Origin of the sequence: Novosphingobium anseongense (genome assembly GCF_037482895.1) — a bacterium.
GTDB classification, from domain to species: Bacteria; Pseudomonadota; Alphaproteobacteria; order Sphingomonadales; family Sphingomonadaceae; genus Novosphingobium; species Novosphingobium anseongense.
In genome coordinates, this window is the sequence record NZ_JBBHJZ010000001.1 from 1,379,521 (window position 1) to 1,398,695 (window position 19,175).

The window sequence follows — 19,175 nt, forward strand, 5'->3', positions numbered from 1 at the left end:
CTTGTCGAACAGAGCCTGGAGTTAGGGCGCTTACGCCTGAGCGAAAATTCGCTATGATTTCACAATGGCTGATCGAAAACGCACAGATGTCGACTGGCAGGACTTACGTGTGTTCCTGGCGCTCGGCCGGCATGGGAGCCTGTCCGCTGCGGCGAGAGCGCTCGGGGTCAACCACGCGACCATCGCCCGCCGCATCCGTTCGCTCGAACAGAGCGCTGGTGCGAAACTCGTCGAGCGCCGGCCCGAGGGCTATGCCCTCACATCGGCCGGGAACCAAGCGCTTGCCGCGGCCGGCGACATGGAAGCCGCTGCGCGCGCGATCGGGCGCAGCGGAACCGACGACGCGCCGAAAGGGCTGGTCCGGGTCAACGCCTCGCCGGCGCTGGCACACGGCTTTCTCGCGCGCCGTCTGGCGGGATTGACGGTCCGCCATGCGGCGCTCGACATAGACCTCGCTTCGGACATACGCAGCATCAGCCTCGAACGCCACGAGGCCGACATCGCCATCCGCCTGAGCCGACCCGAGGACGGCGACGTGATCGCGCGTCCGCTGGTTACCCTGGGCTATGGCTTCTACGGCACGCCCGCCGCCTGCCTCGCCGTCGAGCACGGGGCCGAGCCCGTGTTCATAGGTTTCGACGAAGCCGATGGCCATGTTCCCGAAGCCGGCTGGCTGGCGCGCCACTATCCGCGCAGGCGCGTGGCCTTTCGCGCGAGCAACCAGTTCGCCCAGGCCATGGCGGCGCTCTCGGGCGCTGGTCTCGCGCTCCTGCCGCACTACATCGGTCGGAGCGAACCGGGCCTGCGCGGCTGCGCTCTGGACGTCGCGCCGCCGCCGCGCGACGCCTGGATGCTGATCCGGCGACGCGACCGCGGCGATCTGGCGATCCGGACCGTGGCCGAAGGCCTCGCCGCACTCTTCGACGCGGAGCGCGCGCTTTTCGCGGCCTAGGGCCGCGTCCGGTCAGTCGCCGGTCAGGATGCGGTCGACCAGTTCCTTCACCGTCGGGGTGAAGTTGTTCGAATAGAACGGGTCCTGCTTGAAGCGGTAGGCAGCATGCCCGGCAAAGGCCAGATTCTCGTCCACCGGTCCGCCATGGGCGATGTCCTGCAGCGTCTTCTGAATGCAGAAGCTGCGTGGATCCGCCAAACGCCCCGTGGTGTAGTCGTCGTGGTCCTTCCACGACGAGAAGCCGCAGTGCGACAGGCAACCCATGCAGTCTGCCTGGTCCTGGCGGATCCAGTCGCGCTCGGCCGGATCGACGAAGATGATCGTATCGTCGGGCGTGCGCAGGCCTTCGGTGAAGCCGGCATTGGCCCAGGTGCGCGCACGTTCGAGGTCCTTGGGCGCGACCCAGAAGTTCTTGCCCTTGACGCCGACGTCGAGCTTGACCGTGTGCTCGCCCGCCTCGACCTTCGAATAGGGCACCTGACGCTCGCTGCGCGCCTCGAGGCCGCGCAGGAACGGGTTGCGCACGGCCGAAGAATAGAACCCCGTCGGCGAGAAGCGGTGGAGCAGCACGTCGCCCGGTTCGAGCGTGCGCAGCATGTCCTTCCAACCCTGCGGGATGGGGCTCTCGTGCGTCAGCAGCGGGCGGGTGCCGAACTGGAAGGCGATCGAGCCGAGTTCGGGATTGTCGATCCAGTTGTCCCACTCGCGCAGGAACCAGACGCCGCCGGCCATGACGATCGGCACGTCGTCGGGAACGCCCTCGGCGCGCATGACGTCGCGCAGCGCCTTGACGCGCGGATAGGGATCTTCGGGCTTGGTCGGGTCCTCGGCGTTCGACAGGCCGTTGTGGCCGCCGGCGAGCCAGGGATCTTCGTAGACCACCGCGCCGAGCAGTTCGGGCACCTTGTGATAGGCGCGCTTCCACAGCGCGCGGAAGGCGCGGCCCGAACTGACGATCGGCAGATAGTGCACGCCGAACCGTGCCGCGATTTCCGACAGCTTGTAAGGCATGCCTGCGCCGCAGGTGACGCCCGTCACGAGACCGCGGGTCTGTTCGAGAACGCCTTCGAGGATCGGCTGGGCGCCGCCCATTTCCCACAGGACGTTGATGTTGATCGCACCCTGCCCGCCCGAAATCTCGTGCGCGCGGCGAACCTGCGCAACCGCGCCGTCGATGCCGAAGCGGATCAGCTGTTCATGCCGTTCCTTGCGCGTCAGCTGCTCATAGACCTGCGGAACGATCTTGCCCTCGGCGTCATAGCTGTCGGCATTCACCGCGCTGACCGTGCCGATGCCACCGGCCGCCGCCCAGGCACCCGAACTGGCATGGTTCGTTGCCGACACGCCCTTGCCGCCTTCCACCAGTGGCCATACTTCGCGGCCGCCGTACAGAATCGGCTTCAGACCCTTGAAACTCATGCGACTTTCTTTCCTATCGCGGTGCGGCTAGCGCGCGGCCGCTGGCTTGTCCGCCTGCCGGCAGGGCTTGATCGCTTCGGGCGCGGGCCGATCGCCCACGGCCTCGAACTGCGCGTAGTAACCCTGCATCTCCGGCTTACGAATAAATTGGGTCAAACGAAAGCCCACTGCGCTGAATTCACAGAACAGCAGCGACGGCGGGATGCCGTGCTGGCCGGTGGGCCGATCGGTATCGACGACGATCACGCGCGCGCCCGGGCGCAGTGCCGGACGCAACCGCCAGAGGAAGGCGTAAGGCTCGGTGACCTCGTGATACATGTGGACCATAAAAATGCGGTCGAAGCTTGCCTGTGGCAACCGCGGATCGTCGATAGCGCCAGGCTTGATCGAGACGTTGTCGAAGCGCTCGCGCTCGACGCGTTCGCCCAGCCGGTGGAGCGCCGGGGCATCGATGTCCTGGGCAAGGACGCGGCCCTTCTTGCCCACGCGCATGGCCAGGCGGACGGTGTAGTAGCCCTCGCCCGCGCCGATGTCGGCCACGGTCATGCCTTCGCGGATGTCGGCGAGATCCATCACGGTCTGCGCCTCGTTGACGCTGTCGCGCTGGACTTCGGTCGAGAAAGCGGTCTGCCCCGCCTGCGACACCGGTCGATCGGGACGCGGAAAGGCGCGCGCGGTCGCCGGCCGACCGGACTGATCGTCCTGCTTCGCACCGCAGCCGGCCAACAGGCCCAGGCTCAGCAATGCAACGCCGACCGACCGTGCAGCGAGTCTCAATCGACGTCCTCCACGGCCACCTTCTCGCCGGTCACGCGCTGCGACAGCGCCGCGGCCATGAAGGGATCGAGCGCGCCGTCGAGCACGTCGTCGGGTGCGGTCGAGGTCACGCCCGTGCGCAGGTCCTTGACCAGCTGATAGGGCTGCAGAACGTAGGAACGGATCTGGTGGCCCCAGCCGATCTCGGTCTTGGCCTGGTACTCGCCCAGCGTCTCGGCTTCGCGCTTGGCCAGTTCTGCCTCGTACATCCGCGCCTTGAGCATGCCCATCGCGGTCGCGCGGTTCTTGTGCTGCGAACGGTCGTTCTGGCTGGCGACGATGATGCCCGTGGGAATGTGCGTGATGCGCACCGCCGAGTCCGTGGTGTTGACGTGCTGCCCGCCCGCGCCCGAAGCGCGGTAGGTGTCGATCTTGAGATCGCTTTCCTTGATCTCGATCTCGATGTCGTCGTCGATCACCGGATAGACCCAGACCGAGCTGAAGCTCGTGTGGCGGCGCGCCGAGCTGTCGTAGGGGCTGATGCGGACCAGGCGGTGGACGCCGCTCTCGGTCTTGGCATAGCCATAGGCGTTCTCGCCCTTGATCAGAAGAGTCGCGCTCTTGATGCCGGCCTGCTCGCCCGCGTGATAGTCGACCAGCTCGACCTTGTAGCCGTGGCGCTCGGCCCAGCGCGTGTACATGCGCTGGAGCATCTGCGCCCAGTCCTGGCTCTCGGTGCCGCCCGCACCGGCATGGACTTCGAGATAGGTGTCGCTGGCATCGGCCTCGCCCGCGAGCAGGGCCTGGACCTTGTCGGCATCGGCGCGCTCGGCCAGCGCGGCCAGCGAAGCCAGGCCCTCGGCCACCGTGCCGTCATCGCCTTCGGACTCGCCGAGTTCGACGAACTCGATCGCGTCGGCCTTTTCCTGGGCGATCGTCTTGACCGTGCCGATCGACGCGTCGAGCCGGCGCCGTTCGCGCATGACCGCTTCGGCTTCCTTGGGATTGTCCCAAAGCTTGGGATCCTCGACGCGCGCGTTCAGCTCGTCGAGCCGCCGCAGCGCGCGATCCCAGTCGAGAGACTTGCGGACGAGCGCCAGCGCGGCGTCGATCCGGTCGATATGAGCCTGCCCTTCGGCACGCATGGCACGGCACTCCAAAAACGAGGGCTCCGCTTAGCGGAGCGCCACGTTTTGTAAAGCATGGGGACGGGGTTTAGTGCCGGTGATTGAGCGCCTGAACCGCCTGCAAGGTCAGGCGGACGTGCTCGCGGTAGTCGAGGTCCGAATGGACGAAGCTGACGCGGCCGTTGGGCGCGATCACGTAGGACGTACGCCCGGTCATGTTCGCCGGCATCGCGGCGCGGCGCTCGGGCAGCAGCCTGTCGGTCTTCATCGCCACGTCGTAGGAACGCACGATCGCGGGCGTCGCCGAAGCCACCGCGAACTTGCTGCGGCACTCCTCGGTCGAGAAACGCTGCAGGGTCGGGATATCGTCGGCCGAAAGCCCGACGATCGTCGCGTGGGCGGCGCCGAACTGCGCGCTCGCTTCGGCGAAAGCGCGGGTTTCCAGGGTGCAGCCCTGGGTGAAGGCCTTGGGGAAGAAATAGAGTACCACCGGCCCGCGGCGCAGCGCCGCGCGCAGGTTGAAGCTCTGCACCTTGCCCGCCATCGCGCTCTGCGCGGTGAAGTCGGGTGCCCGCGCGCCGACCGGCAATTCGGCCTGAGCGACCGCGGGAATGGCCAGGGTGAGCAGGGCGGCGGCGGTGCGAGCGAGTTTGGTCATGAAGCGATCTTGCGCCTGCTTGCCGCCGCCTGTCCAGCCCTTCCCGTCGGTGTCAGAGGCCTTCGACGAGGAAGCCGCGATAGGGCGCTGCCTTCTGGCGAAGCTTGGCGCGCTCGTTGTACTCGCCGTAGTACCAGTCGCGCGCCTCCTGCATCGACGGAAACTCGAGGATGACCATGCCGTCGGCGGCCTCGCCCTCGACCGTTTCCATCGCGCCATAGACGACGCGCGGCGTCAGCCCGGGCACGGGCACGCCGGCGTTTCCGGCCTTGTAGGCGGCCATGGCCTCGGGATCGACGATCTCGCCCTCGCGGATGAAGATGGCATAGGCTGAGGGCATCGCAGGTCTCCCGAGGTTTGGTTTCGGCGGGTCTTACCGCCTATCGCCGGCGGAGCAAGCGGTCACGACAGGCCGCGCACATAGGCATCGACCGTACCCGCGCAGCCGATCTTGTCGTCGCCCTCGATGTCCGAATAGCGGTAGACGTTGTCGGCGATCGACGGCGAGCGGTTGCCGCAGGCGCAGGGGCTGTAGTCGACCTCGATGTGATCGCCCGAGATCACCCCGCCCCAACGGCCGTCCATCGAAAGGTCGAAGAAGGCGGCGCGGCCTTCGACCTTGCCCTCACCCACCCCGGGGACCAGCGCATCGCCCTCCTTGTTGAGCGGCAGGCAGACCAGCCACGGCGGCACGTGATAGCGCTGCCCCTGCTGGCAGCGCGGCATCGAGCTGCCGAGTTCCTGCATGCCGTACATCTGGTAGATGTATTCGGGCTGGAGATTGAAGGTCTCGTAGACGAATTCGCGGTAATCGTCGGGCAGCTTCGCGCGCTTGAGCCCGCCGCCGAGATAGACGCCGTTCTGCGGGTGGAAGTCCTTGGCGCCGTAGCCCTTGGCGCGTACCGCCATCGGCGAAGGGATAGAGCGCGCCCCACATGCCGGTGATGTAGAGCTTCTCGTTGCGCTTCGCGATGATGTCCTCGACCGCGCGGACCTGCGCATCGTCGAGCCCTTTCTGGCGGCTCTCGGTCTCGGTCTCGTATTCCTGGATCTCGCCGGGCTTGGCCGTGCCGTCGGCGATCGCCTTGCGCAAGGTGATCATCTTGGTCAGCGATCCGACCGTGACCGGCGGCAGACCCGACTGGAAGCGCGGCGCGTCGGGATCGACGAAAGCGCCCATCATCGCCATGCCCATCGCCGCGTTCTTGTGCGTATAGGCCACGGCCCCTGCCGCGCCGGCCGAGGTGCGCATGTCGCCCGCACGGATCGCCGAGCCCCATTGCACCGCGTTGATGCCGTCCTGGCTGGCGAAATCCAGGTCCTTGCGCGAGGCGACGAGCATCGCCGACTTGCCGGTGGTGCCGCTCGAACAGGCGACGAAGAGCCCGGCCTTGGCGCAGGCCTCGACCCAGTCGTCGATCTCCCTGACCTCGGAGAGGTCGACGCCGTCCGTCGGATAGGCCGAGACGGTACCCAGCCACTTGGTAAGCCGATCCCACTTCTTCTCGGTCAGGAAGCTTTCGGGATAGGACTTGTAGGCGGTGTGCGGCAGCAGCAGCGGGATCACGTCCTCGAGCTTCGCGATCTCGGTGACGTCGGCATCCTGCGCGCGCAGCTTGACCAGCTTGATGCGGCCGACCTGTTCCTGGAACCGCTCGTTCATCGCCGCGACCTGGCGGTCGCGCAGCTCGGCGAAGGGAATGTCGAAACCGGAAGCGTCCGGCATGTGCTTCAGCAGGCTTTCGGCAACTTCGCCCATCGCATTCCCTCCGACTCGATTAATGGATACTTATCCGTGTCATTATGGCCGGACCCGAGCACCAGGCAAGCCTGTTCTTCGGACCCGCGCCGACTTGCCTTGCCGCTCGCGCGCCCTATTGATCTTGCTTTCGCGCGGATCGCCCATAAAATGGCAACTTGACCGTCTCATTATTCGTGATTCGCCTCCGGGAACCAGGGACCAGTGACGAAGCATGAATGAAGCATCGGCGATTTCCCGGCCCGGCGCCGGACGACCCACCCGCGAGCAGGCCGAGGCGCGGCACGCGGAACTGCTCGACCACGCGCTTGACCATTTCCTCGACAAGGGTTTCGAACAGGCGACCATCGAGGCGATCGCCGCCGATGTCGGCATGACCAAGCGCACGGTCTATGCGCGCTATCCGGACAAAGCGTCGCTGTTCCGCGCCGCCGTGAGCCGTGCGATCGAACGCTATGCGATACCCGAGGATCGCATCCACGCGACCGAGATCCCCGGCGATCTCGCGCAAACGCTGACCAACATCGCAATGCTGCGCATCGATCTCGTCTCGTCGCCGCAGGGCCTGAAACTGCAGCGGATCATCCAGACCGAGAGCTATCGCTTTCCCGAGATCTTCACCGACACCTACGAGATCGGCGCGCTGCCGACGATCAAGTTCCTGGCCAAGCTGCTGCGGCGCGAGACCGAAGCGGGCAATCTCGCGGTCGAGGACACCTTCACCGCAGCCAACGCCTTCATCTCGATGGTCGTCACGGGCCCGGTAAAGCTGATCCTCGCTGCGATACCATTGTCTACCGAAGAGCTCGACCGGCGCATTGCCTTTGGCGTCGACCTGTTCCTGAACGGCGCGCGGCCGCGCTGACCCATTCCGCATAGAGAGGATAACAATGAGCCAGTCTCCTGCCACGCGCGTCGTCGTCATAACCGGAGCCAGTTCGGGCATCGGCCTGGCGACCGCCAAGGCCTTCGCTGCGTTGGGCTGGCACGTCATTGGCCAGGGCCGTGATGCCGAGCGCAGCGCCCAGGCAGCAGCGGCCATCGGCGAGACTGCCGCGCAGGGCGGCAAGGTCGACTTCCTGCGTGCCAACCTGTCGCTTATGGCCGAGACCAGGCAACTCGCCGAGCAGATCAAGGGCCTGACGGGCCGCGTCGACGTGCTCATCAACAATGCCGGCGGCGTGCGTGACCAGCGCTACGTGACGAGCGAGGGCACCGAAGAGACCTTCTCGGCCAACCACCTCGCCCCCTTCCTGCTGACCCGCGAACTGATGCCCCTGCTCGAAACCGCCGCGGCCGCGAACGGCCCGGGCAGCGCGCGGGTCCTGGCGGTCTCTTCGATGGCCTATCTGCAGCCGCAACAAGGGCTAAACTGGGACGACCTGCAACGGCTCCAAGGCGAGTTCCAGGCCGGCGCCGCCTATTGCGAAGTCAAGCTGGCGAACCAGTTGTTCAACGTCGAGCTCTCCCGCCGCGTTGCCGACAGGGGCATCGTGTCGCAGGCCCTGGTCCCCGGTCCGGTGGCGACGAACTTCTTCAAGCACGGCGACGAGAATATGCAGGCCTACGAGAAGACCGTGCAGGCGCTCACGCCCGAGGAAGTGGCGGAAACCCTGGTCTGGATGGCGACGGCGCCCGAAACCGGCAAGGACGGCGGACGGATGTTCTATCAGATGGCCGAACACGCCGTGCAACCCCATGGCAAGGACCCGGCCGCCGCCCGGAGGCTCTGGGACGAGAGCGAGATTCTGCTGGCGAGCATGGGCTACTGACAGGCAATCGGAGAGCCGCTATCCGGCCTTCCATGAGCAAGATCGAACGCCCGCGCCGAAGCGCGCTGTACCTGCCCGCCACGAACGCCAAGGCGCTCGCCAAAGCGCGCACCCTGCCCGCCGACGTGGTCATCCTCGACCTCGAGGACGCGGTTGCGCCCGAGCACAAGGAAGCGGCGCGCGCCGCCGCGCTCGCCGCCGTCGCCGAGGGCGGCTTCGGCCGTCGCGAGCTGGCGATCCGCGCCAACGGGCTCGACACGCCCTGGGGCGCCGACGATCTCGCCGCGATCGCGCTGTCGGGTGCCGATGCCGTGCTCGTGCCCAAAGTCTCCTCGCCCGCCGACATCGACGCCTGCCAGGCCGCGCTCTCGGCGGCCCCCGATAGTCTCCAGCTCTGGGCGATGATCGAGACCTGCGCCTGCCTGCCGCAGCTCGACGCGATCGCCGCCAAGGCGCGTTCGACGCGGCTCTCCCTGTTCGTCATGGGCACCAACGATCTTGCCAAGGAAATGCGCGCCCGGCTGACGCCAGAGCGCACGCCGTTCCTGCCCTTCCTGTCGCTGGCGGTCGCCGCGGCGCGCGCGCACGGCGTCGCCATCCTCGACGGTGTCTGCAACGAATTCCGCGACATCGACCTGTTCCGCGCCGAGGCCGAGCAGGGCCTGCTCTACGGCTTCGACGGCAAGAGCCTGATCCATCCCAACCAGATCGATCCATGCAACGCCGTGTTCTCGCCGAGCGAGGACGAACTCGCCTGGGCCCGCGCGGTGATCGCCGGCTTCGCCCTGCCCGAGAACCAGGGCAAGGGTGCGATCCAGGTCGAGGGCAAGATGGTCGAACTGCTTCATCTCGAGCAGGCGCAGCGTTTGGTGGCAGTCGCCGAGCAGATCGCAGCAGGCTGACCCCGCGTTCCGAACCGGCAACAAAAAACCTCCCCGGAGACCGCTCCGGGGAGGTTTTTGTTTGGCTAGCGCGTCAGCTCAGAACTTGACGCCGACTTCGACGCCATAGGTCGTCGGCGAGGACCAGTTCGCGCCCAGACCGATGGTGTTGTACTGCACCGCGGTCTTGTAGCGGTTGTTGGTCAGGTTATCGCCCCAGACCGCGACGGTGAACGTGTCGCTGGAATCGGTCCACTGCGCGCGGGCCGAAGCGACCTCGTAGGCCTTCTGCGGGAACTGCACGCCCGAGGGACCGAAGTTGACCTCAGAGGTGTAATAGAGATTGCCCGAAAGGACGAATGCGCCACCGGCGATCTCGGTCTTGTAACGTGCGCCGATGTTGCCGGTGAACTCGGGAACGCGCTGCATGGTCACATCATCGAGCGGAGTCAGCTGGACGCCGAACAGGCCGGGCGTGCAGCGCAGCGTCGCCGAATTGGCGGCCGTGCAAGGCACGTAGACCGGGGCGATGCCGAAGTCCTTGTAGCGTGCGTGAGTCCAAGAGCCGCCCGCACTCAGCTGGAAGCCGTCGAACAGCTCGTAACGGATCGAACCGTCCAGACCGTAGATCTTCGACTGCGCGGCGTTGATGATGTTCGCCTGGCTGGCGAGGAACAGCGACACCTGCAGGTTCTTGTAGTCGTAATAGAAGGCCGAGAGATCGAGGCTCAGCTTGCGGTCGTCGTACTTGAAGCCGACCTCGTAGGCGTTGATCGTCTCGGGCTTGACGTCGTTGCAGGTGCGGCCGGCACCGGTCGGGTTGGTCGGCGTCGGGATGTTCGACACGTTCTGGCAGGTGCCGCCGACGTCGAGCAGCGCCGCCTTGTAGCCGCGCGTGAACGAAGCATAGACGCTCGATTCCTCGCTCGGCTTGTAGCGCACGACGACGCGCGGGGTGACGCGATCGCTGCTGATCGAAGGCACGTAGGTGCGCGGCGCGCCGGCGTTGAAGTAGGCGTTGGTCACCGCATCGTGGGCATAGCGCACGCCGGCCGTGACGAAGAGCTGCGGCGACAGCTCGTAGGTCGCGTCGATGAAGGCAGCATAGCTCTTGGTGGTCGTGCTCGAACCGCCCGAGCGCGTCGCACCGAGCGGGTCGCGCGACGAAACCGCCGTGTCGACATAGGTGAAATAGGTGTCGCGGTTGCTGAAGTAGAACAGGCCGCCGGTCCACTGCAGTGCGCTGCCCGGCTTGGAGTTGAACAGCAGTTCCTGGCTCCAGGTGTCGTTCTTCACCGGCAGGCCGAGTTGGAAGATCGGTGCGCCGGTGTTGTCGAGGTTCTGCGAGGCGTCGACGTTCTCACCGCGATACTGCGAGTAGGAGGTCAGATCGGCGAAGCCGAGATCGGCCTTGAAGGTCGCCTGAACCATGTCGTTCTTCGAGCGGAAGAAGGTCGGCCGGTCGAGCGCGACCTGGTCGGGATCGGTCGTGTAGAGAATGCCGCGCGTGATATCGGGCACGAAGCCCGGCTTCATCTCGCCGAAGACCGGATCGACATAGGTGTTCGACATCAGCGAGGTGGGATCGTTCACATCGCCATGCTGATAGCGGACGACCAGCGAGGCCGGGCCGAAATCGAGCTTCAGGCCGGCGCGGACGTTCCAGGACTCGAACTTGCCCACCTTGTCGTTGTTGCCGATGATGTTGGTCACGAAACCGTCGCCGCGGCGATAGGCGCCCTCGATGTCGACGGCGACGCCCTCGGCGATCGCGGTCGTCGCATAGCCCTGGAGGCGGAGTTCGTTGAAGCGACCGTAGGAGGCCTTGAACTGGCCGCTGGTGTCCTCGCTCGGATCGGCAGTCTGGATCAGGATCGCGCCGCCCGTGGTGTTGCGGCCGAACAGCGTGCCCTGCGGCCCCTTGAGCACCTGCACCGACTGGACGTTCAGCAGCTGCATGTCGGCCGCGAGCGGGTTGGGCGAGTAGAATCCGTCGACGTAGATGCCGACGTTGGCGCCACCGCCCGAAGTGGTGATCGAAGTGCCGATGCCGCGGATCGTCGGCTGCGAGAAAGCACCCGTAGTGTCGAAGCGCAGCGACGGCGTGACGCGCGAGATGTCCGAGAGGTCCTGAACGTTGGCGGTCGCGAGGGTTTCCTGGCCCAGCGCCGTCACGCTGATCGGCACGTCGACCGAGCGTTCCTGGCGGCGCTGCGCGGTCACGACGATTTCGGAGGACACGCTGGCGTCGTCGGCATCGGCCTGAGCGAAGGCCGGCGCGCTCACCGCAACAAGGCCGATCAGGCCGAAAATGGACGTGGTGGTGCGGATGATGTGATTGCGCATGGCTTCCTCCCTCGCGTGGTTCTGTACGTCTGCACAGGTTTGGGCGCGGGCTATCGTATAGGCTGACGAACTGTCCAGCTTACGATACGGACCAGGACGATTTTGCCACCCTATGTGTCGCCAAGGCCACTATCGGCATGCAATACCGATATTCGCTCATGGTCCGATATAGGTGACCGTGCTGCCGCGGTACGGATCGGGCGAATCCGCCTTCCAGCGCACCGAGCCGAACGGCCGCTCGAGCCGCCGGCGGACGCGATGACCATGGCCCGTACGGTTGTAGCTGTCGGCCAGTTCCTGGAGCTCGAACTCGGTTTGCGTATACCGGTCGCGCATGCGCAGATAGTCGCCCCAGGTCGGGCAATGATAGCGCTCGACCCAGATCGCGGGATTGGCGATGTCGCGCGAAATCGACCAGTCGAAGGCGCCGATGCGGTTCCGCGCCCGTTGCAGCCGGACCATCACGTCGTAGAACTCGCGGGCCTGCTCGGGGTCGACGTCGTATTCGACCTCCACCACTAGCGGCCCCGAACGCATCGTCAGCCCCAGCGAAACCTCGGGCTCGTAACCGATGTCGACCGAGGAGGTATCGACCTCTTCGTCGCTGGCGAGCGGGAACAGACGGCCGAGCAGCGCCGTCGCGGCGACCGCGCCGCCCGACGCGATGAAGGCAATGGCGACGCTCCAATGCGACGCCACTTCGCCCCAGGCCCAGGCGCCGATGCCGATGCCAGCCGTGATCGCCGAGGTGTAGAGCGATAGCGCGCGCGCCGTTACCCAGCGCGGCGCCGACATCTGTACGCTGACATTGATCAGCGCGACGGTCAGGATGTTGCAGGCGCCGATCACGAAGAAAGCCGCGCAGGTCAGGATCAGCGAATGGCTGAGGCCGATGACGATCAGCGAGGCGCCCGTGCCGAGCGCGAAGACCCGCACCGCGATCTCGCTGCCGATGCGTTCGCGGATATCGCTGACGAACAAGGCGCCCAGCACGGCGCCGACACCGGTCGCGCCGAGCAGGATGCCGAACACCGAAGCATCGCCCTGAAGCATTTCCTTGGCGACGAGCGGCGCCAGCGCAGAAGCCGTGGCGCCGGCGAGGCCGAAAGCGAAAGCGCGGACCAGAGCCGTACGCACCGGCGGCGCGTGCAGCGCGTAGCGCGCGCCCGAAATGATCGCGCGATCGATGCGTTCAGGCGGCAGGCGCGACGGCGTGTGCTGACGCGTCCAGAAAAAGAAGGCGACCCACAAGGGAATGTAGAAGGCCGCATTGATGCCGAAAGCGGCCTGGGCGCCGAACAGCAGCACGACGATGCCGCCGAGCGCAGGGCCGAAGCTTCGCGCTATGTTGTAGCTGATCGTGCCCAGCGCGATGGCCGCGGGCAGGTTCTGCGCGCTGACCTGTTCGCCGATCGAAGCCTGCCAGGACGGACCGTAGAGGGCCACGCCGCCGCCGATCAGCACGCAGAAGCCGAGCAGCAGCCAGGGCGTGGTCAGCCCCATGATGGCCAGGGCGGTCAGCGCAGCCGCGCTCAGCGCCGAGAAGGCCAGACCCGCGAGTGCGATCTTGCGCCGGTCGAACATGTCGGCAACCGCGCCAGCGGGCAGCGCCACCAGCATCAGCGGCACCATCATCGCGGTCTGCACCAGCGCGACCATGCTCGGCGAATTGTTGCTGAGCCGGGTCATTTCCCAGGCGGCGCCGACGCCGAGGATGAGCTGGCCGAAGTTCGAGAACAGGCTGGCGATCCAGATCGTGCGGAACGTCTTCTCCCGCAGCGGGGCAAAGGCACCGGTACGCGCTTCGCTCGGCGTGTCAGCGCTGGTCGCCATCAATTCCCCTCCATTGAGAACCTGTAGTTGTCGCCCGGCGCGGTCGCGTCAAGGCCCCCTCTCCGGCCAAAATGCACGAGCGCGCGGTTGGTCCCCGACGAATGCTCGCACGGCTTGAACCTTCGCCCCGCGAGAACACATAGGAACAAGCCGCAATCGCCTCGGCGATGCCATACGGATTGCAAAACCCCGGCCGGCCAAGCATGGAACGGCCAAGCAAAAATACTGAGGAGAAGACCCGTGGCCGACGCCTATATCATCGACGCCGTCCGTACCTTCCGCAGCATCGGCAAGATGGGCAAAGGCGCCCTCTCCACCATGCACCCCGAACATCTTTCGGCCACAGTCCTGACGGCGCTCAAGGATCGCAACAACCTCGACACCGCCGACGTCGACGACGTGATCTGGGGTGTTTCGGGCGCGATCGGCCTGCAGGGCGGCGACATCGGCCGTAACGCCGCGCTCGACGCGGGCTACGACGTCAAGGCCGGCGGCGTGACGATGAACCGCTTCTGCGGCTCGTCGATCACCACGACCAACTTCGCCGCGGCGATGATCATGTCGGGCATGCACGATCTCGTGATCGCCGGCGGCATGGATATGCTGTCCTACGTCAACTACTACGGCATGAAGATGCGCGAAGCCGGCCTCTCGGGCGGCGGCATGGGCACGGGCAATCCGCGCCTCCAGGCCAAGCACCCGCAGTCGAACCAGGGCGTCTGCGCCGACGCGATCGCCGCGATCGAGGGTATCACCCGCGAAGAGCTGGAAGAGATGGGCGTCGAGAGCCAGCGCCGCGCCGCCGTCGCGCTCAAGGAAGGCCGCTTCGACAAGTCGACGATCGTCGTGAAGGACGACGAAGGCAACGTCATCCTCGACCACGAGGAATATCCGCGTCCCGAGACGACCAAGGAAGGTCTCGCCCAGCTCAAGCCCGCCTTCGAGATGTTCCTGAACATGCCCTCGCAGGAAGGCGGCAAGACCTACGGCGAACTCATCCAGCAGAAGTACCCCGACGTCGACATCAAGCCGATCCACCACGTCGGCATCTCGTCGGGCGTGGTCGACGGCGCCGCCGCGATCCTGCTCGCCTCGAAGGACTATGCCGAAAAGCACGGACTGAAGCCGCGCGCGCGCATCGTCGCCATGGCCGAGATCGGCGACGATCCGACCCTGATGCTCAACGCCCCCGTCCCCGCGGCGCAGAAAGTCCTGGCCAAGGCCGGCCTGACCAAGGACGATATCGACGTCTGGGAAGTCAACGAGGCCTTCGCCGTCGTCGTCGAGAAGTTCATCCGCGACCTCGACCTGGACCGCACCAAGGTGAATCCCAACGGCGGCTCGATCGCACTCGGCCACCCGATCGCCGGCACCGGCGCGATCCTGATCGGCACGGCGCTCGACGAGCTCGAGCGCACGGGCGGTCGCTATGGCCTGATCACCATGTGCGCCGCCGGCGGCATGGCACCCGCGATCATCATCGAACGGGTTTGAAGCGAACGCTTGATACACGCTGTATCACATCGTTCGTATCTTGAATAAGCCGTGCATTTCCGCGCCGCTCCGGGTAGTTTGCCCGGATCGGCGCGGCGCTAACTGCGGGGAAAGACAATAGAGGTCACGATAGAGAACGATCACGAGATGCGGCGCGCTATCGGCCTTCGCTTCACCGTGCTCGCCCGCTTGCTGCGCAACAACTTCGACCGCCAGGTCGTGGGTCTGCACGTCACGCGCTCGCAATGGGCGATGATCGCAGTGGTCTCGCGCCACCCGGGCGCGACCCAACGCGTGATCGCCGAAGCGCTGGAGATGTCGGAAGCCTCGGCCGGACGCCTGATCGATCGCCTCTGCGCCGATGGTCTGCTCGAACGCCGCGAACGCGACGACGATCGCCGCGCGCGCGCGGTCTATCTGACCGATGCCGCCGGCCCCCTGCTCGACAAGCTGGCGACGATCGCCCGCGACGCCGAGGAGCGCATGTTCCGCGGTTTCGAAACCGAAGAACTCGAGCGACTCCAGAGCTATCTCGACAAGCTCTACGCCAACGTCCTCAAGGGCTGAACGCGAAGAAACCGCCTGCGCGTCAGCAGCACGGTCGCTTAATCTTTCGCATTGCACACAAACAAAAAGGGCGGCGCTAAGCGCCGCCCTTTCCGTATCAGTTGCGTCGGGCGCTTACTTGGCGCGGCCGAGCTCGATCTTGGTCAGCGAGGTCGTGACCTTGCCGTTGACGTCCGAAAGCGTCGAAGCCGGAACCGTGACCAGCTTGCCGTTCAGGATGACCTGCGGGTTGCCGTCAGCGGTGACGCGATAGATCGCAGCGACGCGCTGGCCGTTGCTCGAGTAGAGCATCTTGCCGGCGTTGATGGCGACCGAACCAGCGGCGGCGTCGGTGGCGGCGCGAACCGACTGCGACGACTCAGCAGCGAAAACGGCGGCCGGAGCGGCCAGAACGGCGAGAGCAGCGACGGCGGCGGGAAGGATGAACTTGGTCATGAGAAATCTCCGATTGAGGCGAAAGGGGGAGGATCAACTTCTGAACGCTAACCTAGTTTAGTATAAGCTTTGTGTCAATTGCATAGAATGCAACATCAGTGGCATTTTTCGCAAACAACTAAGCAAGCTTATTAGATGTTGCGGTGCAGCATATCGCGCTGCAGCAGGCAGATTTCAAGCCTTAATCGTCACTGCGATGGCCAGACGGTTGATCGCGGCCGCGAATCCGCGCAGGACGGCGCTTGCCAGGGGCGCGACAGACCGCCCCTTTCCCAGATAGAGACAGAGGGACAGGACCAAATGACGACCAAGGTGATGCAGGGCGTTCGCATTCTCGAGGTGGCGCAGTTCACCTTCACGCCGGCAGCTGGCGCGATCCTCGCCGACTGGGGCGCGGACGTCATCAAGATCGAGCATCCGGTGCGCGGCGACACCCAGCGCGGCTTTCTCAACATGGGCGGCGTCAAGCTGGACCCGCTGCGCCATACGCTGATCGAGCACCCGAACCGCGGCAAGCGCTCGGTCGGCATCGACCTGTCGACGACCGAAGGCCAGGAACTGCTCTACGAACTGGCCAAGCAGTGCGACGTGTTCCTGACCAACTACCTTCCCCAGCACCGCCAGAAGAACAAGTTCGACGTCGAGCACATTCGCGCGGTCAATCCGAACATCATCTATGCGCGCGGTTCGGCGCTGGGCAACAAGGGCCCCGAGCGCCACGTCGGCGGCTTCGACGGCACCTGCTTCTGGAACCGCAGCGGCATCGCCCACGCCATGACCCCGGCCGAGCTCGACGGCCCGCTGAGCCAGGGCATGCCCGCCTTCGGCGATTCGATCGGCGGCATGTTCATCGCGGGCGGCATCTCGGCCGCCCTCTATCACCGCCAGATGACGGGCGAGGCGACCGAAATCGACGTCTCGCTGCTGTCCACCGCCTGGTGGGCATCGGGCGCGCTGCTCGCGCAGGTCATGGAGACCGACATCTACAGCCCCAATTCGATGCCCAAGTCGGGCGGGGTCAGCGTCAATCCGTTCATGGGCAACTTCCGCACCTCGGACGGCGGCTGGATCAACCTCTGCACCTTGAGCCCGACCGGGCTGATCCGCGACATGTTCGAGCACTTGGGCCTCGCCGAACTGGCCGACGATCCGCGCTTTTCCGAACCGCGCGCGCTGTTCGAGAACGCGGCGATCGCCAGCGGCTACATCGTCGACGCCTTCTCGAAGAAGCCGTTCGAATACTGGCGCGAGCATCTCAAGACGATGAAGGGCCAGTGGGCGCCGATCCAGACCATGCGCGACCTGATCACCGACGACCAGACCGTGGCCAACGACATGATCATCGAGGTCGAGGGCGCCGACGGCGGCGCACCGATGCGCCTCGTTCGCGGCCCCGTCCAGTGGAACGGCGAGCCGACCGAAACCACGCGCGCGCCGCAGGCTTCGGAGCACACCGAGATCGTGCTCATGGAAATGGGCATCGAGTGGGATCGCATCGAGGAACTGAAGGCCAAGGGCGCGATCGCCTGAGGCACTTTCCCTAGGTCGGGAGGGGCCGCGCGATGACGCAGGTAATGAAGGGAATACGGGTCCTCGAAGTGGCCCAGTTCGTCTTCGTGCCTGCGGCCGGCGCGGTCCTGGCCGACTGGGGTGCCGACGTCATCAAGGTCGAGCATCCGGTGCGCGGCGATGCCCAGCGCGGCGCCCGCTCGATCGGCGGCATGACCTTCGACGCCGTCGCCAATCCGATGATCCAGCATCCCAACCGCGGCAAGCGCTCGATCGCGATCGACGTCTCCAAGCCCGAGGGGCAGGAACTGGTCTACGAACTGGCCAAGGACGCCGACGTCTTCCTGACCAACTACCTCCCCGGCGCGCGGCAGAAGCTGAAGATCGACCTCGAACACATCCGCGCCGCCAATCCCGACATCATCTACGCACGCGGCAGCGGCTATGGCGACAAGGGCCCCGACCGCGACCGCGGCGGCTACGACATGACGGCCTTCTGGATCCACAGCGGCGTTGCCCATGCGATGACCCCGCAGGAGTTCGACGTGCCGCTGCAGATGGGCATCGGCGGCATGGGCGATTCGCTGAGCGGCATGAACCTGGCTGGCGGCATCGCCGCAGCGCTATTGCACCGCGAACGCACCGGCGAAGCAACCGAGGTGGACGTCTCCTTGCTGTCGAGCGCGATGTGGATGTCGGGCATGGTCATCGCCCCCTACCTCCATGGCGGATCGATGATGCGCGTCGGCCTGCCCAAGGTCGGCGGCGCCGCAGTCAACCCGTTCATGGGCCATTTCCAGACCAGTGACGGGCGGGTGATCAGCCTGTTCATCATGGTGCCCGATCCCTACATCCGCGATACCTTCGAGCACCTGGGCTTGCCCGACGCCGCGATCGACCCGCGCTTCGCCGATGCCAAAGGCCTGGCCGAGCATCATGCCGAGATCAACGACCTGATCGTCGCCGCCTTCGCCGCGCGCGACTTCGCCTATTGGCGCGAACATCTTCAGACGATGAAGGGCCAGTGGGCCGCGGTGCAGAGCCTGCTCGACCTCGGCGAGGACGCCCAGGCGATCGCCAACGACGCGTTCTTCACCGTCGATCCGATCGACGGCTCGCCCGCCTTCCGCGTGGTACGCAATCCCGTGCAGTTCGACCACACCGCCGTCGACACCCGCCGCGCGCCCGAGCATTCCGAACATACTGAGACGGTACTGTTGGAGCTCGGCCTTGATTGGGAGCGGATCGAGCGCCTAAAGGCGTCCGGTGCGATCGCCTGATCGCGAACATATATTCCTGATTACAGATACGAAGGACACGAGAGATGAAGCCCGGAACCCGTTTGAAGAGCGTCGCCGACGATACCGAAGTCATGGTCATCCGCACCGGTGGCGGCACGATCGAATGCGGCGGCTCGCCGATGGCTGAAGCCAAGCCTGCCGATCTCGCCCCTCTCGCCGCCGACTTCTCGGCCGGCACCCTGATGGGCAAGCGCTATGTCGATGCCGACGGCGCCTACGAGCTGCTCTGCGTCAAGCCCGGCAAGGGTTCGCTTTCGGTCGACGGCGTCGCGCTGGTGATCAAGGACGCCAAGCCGCTTCCCGCTTCGGACTGATCGGCCGAAACCCGGGTCCATTCCGGCCAGGCCTCCTACCAGGATAGAAATC

At 65.8% G+C, this 19,175-nt stretch carries 19 protein-coding genes; 9 read left to right on the forward strand and 10 right to left on the reverse strand.

Annotated features, from left to right (window positions below; all coding sequences use genetic code 11):
* Window positions 1-64: 64 nt before the first annotated feature.
* Window positions 65-952 carry a LysR family transcriptional regulator gene (locus WG901_RS06540; RefSeq protein ID WP_339586201.1) on the forward strand — a complete coding sequence of 296 codons (888 nt, stop codon included), beginning with the start codon at window positions 65-67 and terminating at the stop codon, window positions 950-952.
* Window positions 953-964: 12 nt separating this feature from the next.
* Here the strand turns inward: WG901_RS06540 and WG901_RS06545 are convergent, their stop codons facing one another.
* From WG901_RS06545 to WG901_RS06575, 7 genes are all read right to left on the reverse strand, one after another.
* The gene (locus tag WG901_RS06545) at window positions 965-2,371 is read right to left on the reverse strand and encodes an NAD(P)H-dependent flavin oxidoreductase (RefSeq protein ID WP_339586202.1); all 1,407 of its coding nucleotides are present in this window, start codon (window positions 2,369-2,371) and stop codon (window positions 965-967) included.
* Window positions 2,372-2,398: 27 nt separating this feature from the next.
* The gene (locus WG901_RS06550) at window positions 2,399-3,148 is read right to left on the reverse strand and encodes a class I SAM-dependent methyltransferase (RefSeq protein ID WP_417602431.1); all 750 of its coding nucleotides are present in this window, start codon (window positions 3,146-3,148) and stop codon (window positions 2,399-2,401) included.
* A complete protein-coding gene (gene prfB / locus WG901_RS06555; RefSeq protein ID WP_339586203.1) occupies window positions 3,145-4,272 on the reverse strand; it encodes a peptide chain release factor 2 in 1,128 nt (375 codons plus the stop codon). The genes WG901_RS06550 and prfB overlap by 4 nt, the downstream gene beginning before the upstream one ends.
* Window positions 4,273-4,342: 70 nt before the next feature.
* A complete protein-coding gene (locus WG901_RS06560) occupies window positions 4,343-4,912 on the reverse strand; it encodes a peroxiredoxin (RefSeq protein ID WP_339586204.1) in 570 nt (189 codons plus the stop codon).
* A 52-nt stretch (window positions 4,913-4,964) separates the two neighbouring features.
* Window positions 4,965-5,252: a DUF1330 domain-containing protein gene (locus tag WG901_RS06565; RefSeq protein WP_339586205.1), complete on the reverse strand. Its 288-nt coding sequence runs from the start codon at window positions 5,250-5,252 to the stop codon at window positions 4,965-4,967.
* A gap of 62 nt (window positions 5,253-5,314) precedes the next feature.
* On the reverse strand, window positions 5,315-5,605 hold the full coding sequence (locus WG901_RS06570; RefSeq protein ID WP_339586206.1) for a hypothetical protein: 291 nt from the start codon (window positions 5,603-5,605) through the stop codon (window positions 5,315-5,317).
* Entirely contained in the window at window positions 5,538-6,671 is a 1,134-nt protein-coding gene (locus tag WG901_RS06575; protein ID WP_339586207.1) for a hypothetical protein, read from the reverse strand. The genes WG901_RS06570 and WG901_RS06575 overlap by 68 nt, the downstream gene beginning before the upstream one ends.
* 214 nt (window positions 6,672-6,885) lie before the next feature.
* Here WG901_RS06575 and WG901_RS06580 point away from each other — a divergent pair, with 214 nt between their 5' ends.
* From WG901_RS06580 to WG901_RS06590, 3 genes are read left to right on the forward strand one after another with little or no spacing between them, the layout of a single operon-like run.
* On the forward strand, window positions 6,886-7,536 hold the full coding sequence (locus WG901_RS06580) for a TetR/AcrR family transcriptional regulator (RefSeq protein ID WP_339586208.1): 651 nt from the start codon (window positions 6,886-6,888) through the stop codon (window positions 7,534-7,536).
* 25 nt (window positions 7,537-7,561) lie between these two features.
* A complete protein-coding gene (locus tag WG901_RS06585; protein WP_339586209.1) occupies window positions 7,562-8,443 on the forward strand; it encodes an SDR family NAD(P)-dependent oxidoreductase in 882 nt (293 codons plus the stop codon).
* Window positions 8,444-8,475: 32 nt separating this feature from the next.
* The gene (locus WG901_RS06590) at window positions 8,476-9,345 is read left to right on the forward strand and encodes an HpcH/HpaI aldolase/citrate lyase family protein (protein WP_339586210.1); all 870 of its coding nucleotides are present in this window, start codon (window positions 8,476-8,478) and stop codon (window positions 9,343-9,345) included.
* A gap of 78 nt (window positions 9,346-9,423) precedes the next feature.
* Here the strand turns inward: WG901_RS06590 and WG901_RS06595 are convergent, their stop codons facing one another.
* The gene (locus WG901_RS06595) at window positions 9,424-11,670 is read right to left on the reverse strand and encodes a TonB-dependent receptor (RefSeq protein ID WP_339586211.1); all 2,247 of its coding nucleotides are present in this window, start codon (window positions 11,668-11,670) and stop codon (window positions 9,424-9,426) included.
* Window positions 11,671-11,826: 156 nt separating this feature from the next.
* The gene (locus WG901_RS06600; RefSeq protein ID WP_339586212.1) at window positions 11,827-13,503 is read right to left on the reverse strand and encodes an MFS transporter; all 1,677 of its coding nucleotides are present in this window, start codon (window positions 13,501-13,503) and stop codon (window positions 11,827-11,829) included.
* Window positions 13,504-13,743: 240 nt separating this feature from the next.
* On the opposite strand from WG901_RS06600, the gene WG901_RS06605 reads away from it, so the two are divergent.
* Together WG901_RS06605 and WG901_RS06610 are read left to right on the forward strand one after the other, a co-directional pair.
* Entirely contained in the window at window positions 13,744-14,997 is a 1,254-nt protein-coding gene (locus tag WG901_RS06605) for an acetyl-CoA C-acetyltransferase (RefSeq protein ID WP_339586213.1), read from the forward strand.
* A 147-nt stretch (window positions 14,998-15,144) separates the two neighbouring features.
* Window positions 15,145-15,564 (forward strand): MarR family winged helix-turn-helix transcriptional regulator, encoded by a 420-nt coding sequence (locus WG901_RS06610; protein WP_339586214.1) that lies wholly within the window; start codon window positions 15,145-15,147, stop codon window positions 15,562-15,564.
* 114 nt (window positions 15,565-15,678) lie between these two features.
* Here the strand turns inward: WG901_RS06610 and WG901_RS06615 are convergent, their stop codons facing one another.
* On the reverse strand, window positions 15,679-15,999 hold the full coding sequence (locus WG901_RS06615; RefSeq protein ID WP_339586215.1) for a hypothetical protein: 321 nt from the start codon (window positions 15,997-15,999) through the stop codon (window positions 15,679-15,681).
* Between the two features lie 300 nt (window positions 16,000-16,299).
* Between WG901_RS06615 and WG901_RS06620 the strand changes: the two genes are divergently transcribed.
* From WG901_RS06620 to WG901_RS06630, 3 genes are read left to right on the forward strand one after another with little or no spacing between them, the layout of a single operon-like run.
* Entirely contained in the window at window positions 16,300-17,529 is a 1,230-nt protein-coding gene (locus WG901_RS06620) for a CaiB/BaiF CoA transferase family protein (protein WP_339586216.1), read from the forward strand.
* A gap of 32 nt (window positions 17,530-17,561) precedes the next feature.
* Window positions 17,562-18,788 carry a CaiB/BaiF CoA transferase family protein gene (locus WG901_RS06625; RefSeq protein WP_339586217.1) on the forward strand — a complete coding sequence of 409 codons (1,227 nt, stop codon included), beginning with the start codon at window positions 17,562-17,564 and terminating at the stop codon, window positions 18,786-18,788.
* Between the two features lie 44 nt (window positions 18,789-18,832).
* A complete protein-coding gene (locus WG901_RS06630; protein WP_339586218.1) occupies window positions 18,833-19,123 on the forward strand; it encodes a hypothetical protein in 291 nt (96 codons plus the stop codon).
* Window positions 19,124-19,175: the final 52 nt, after the last annotated feature.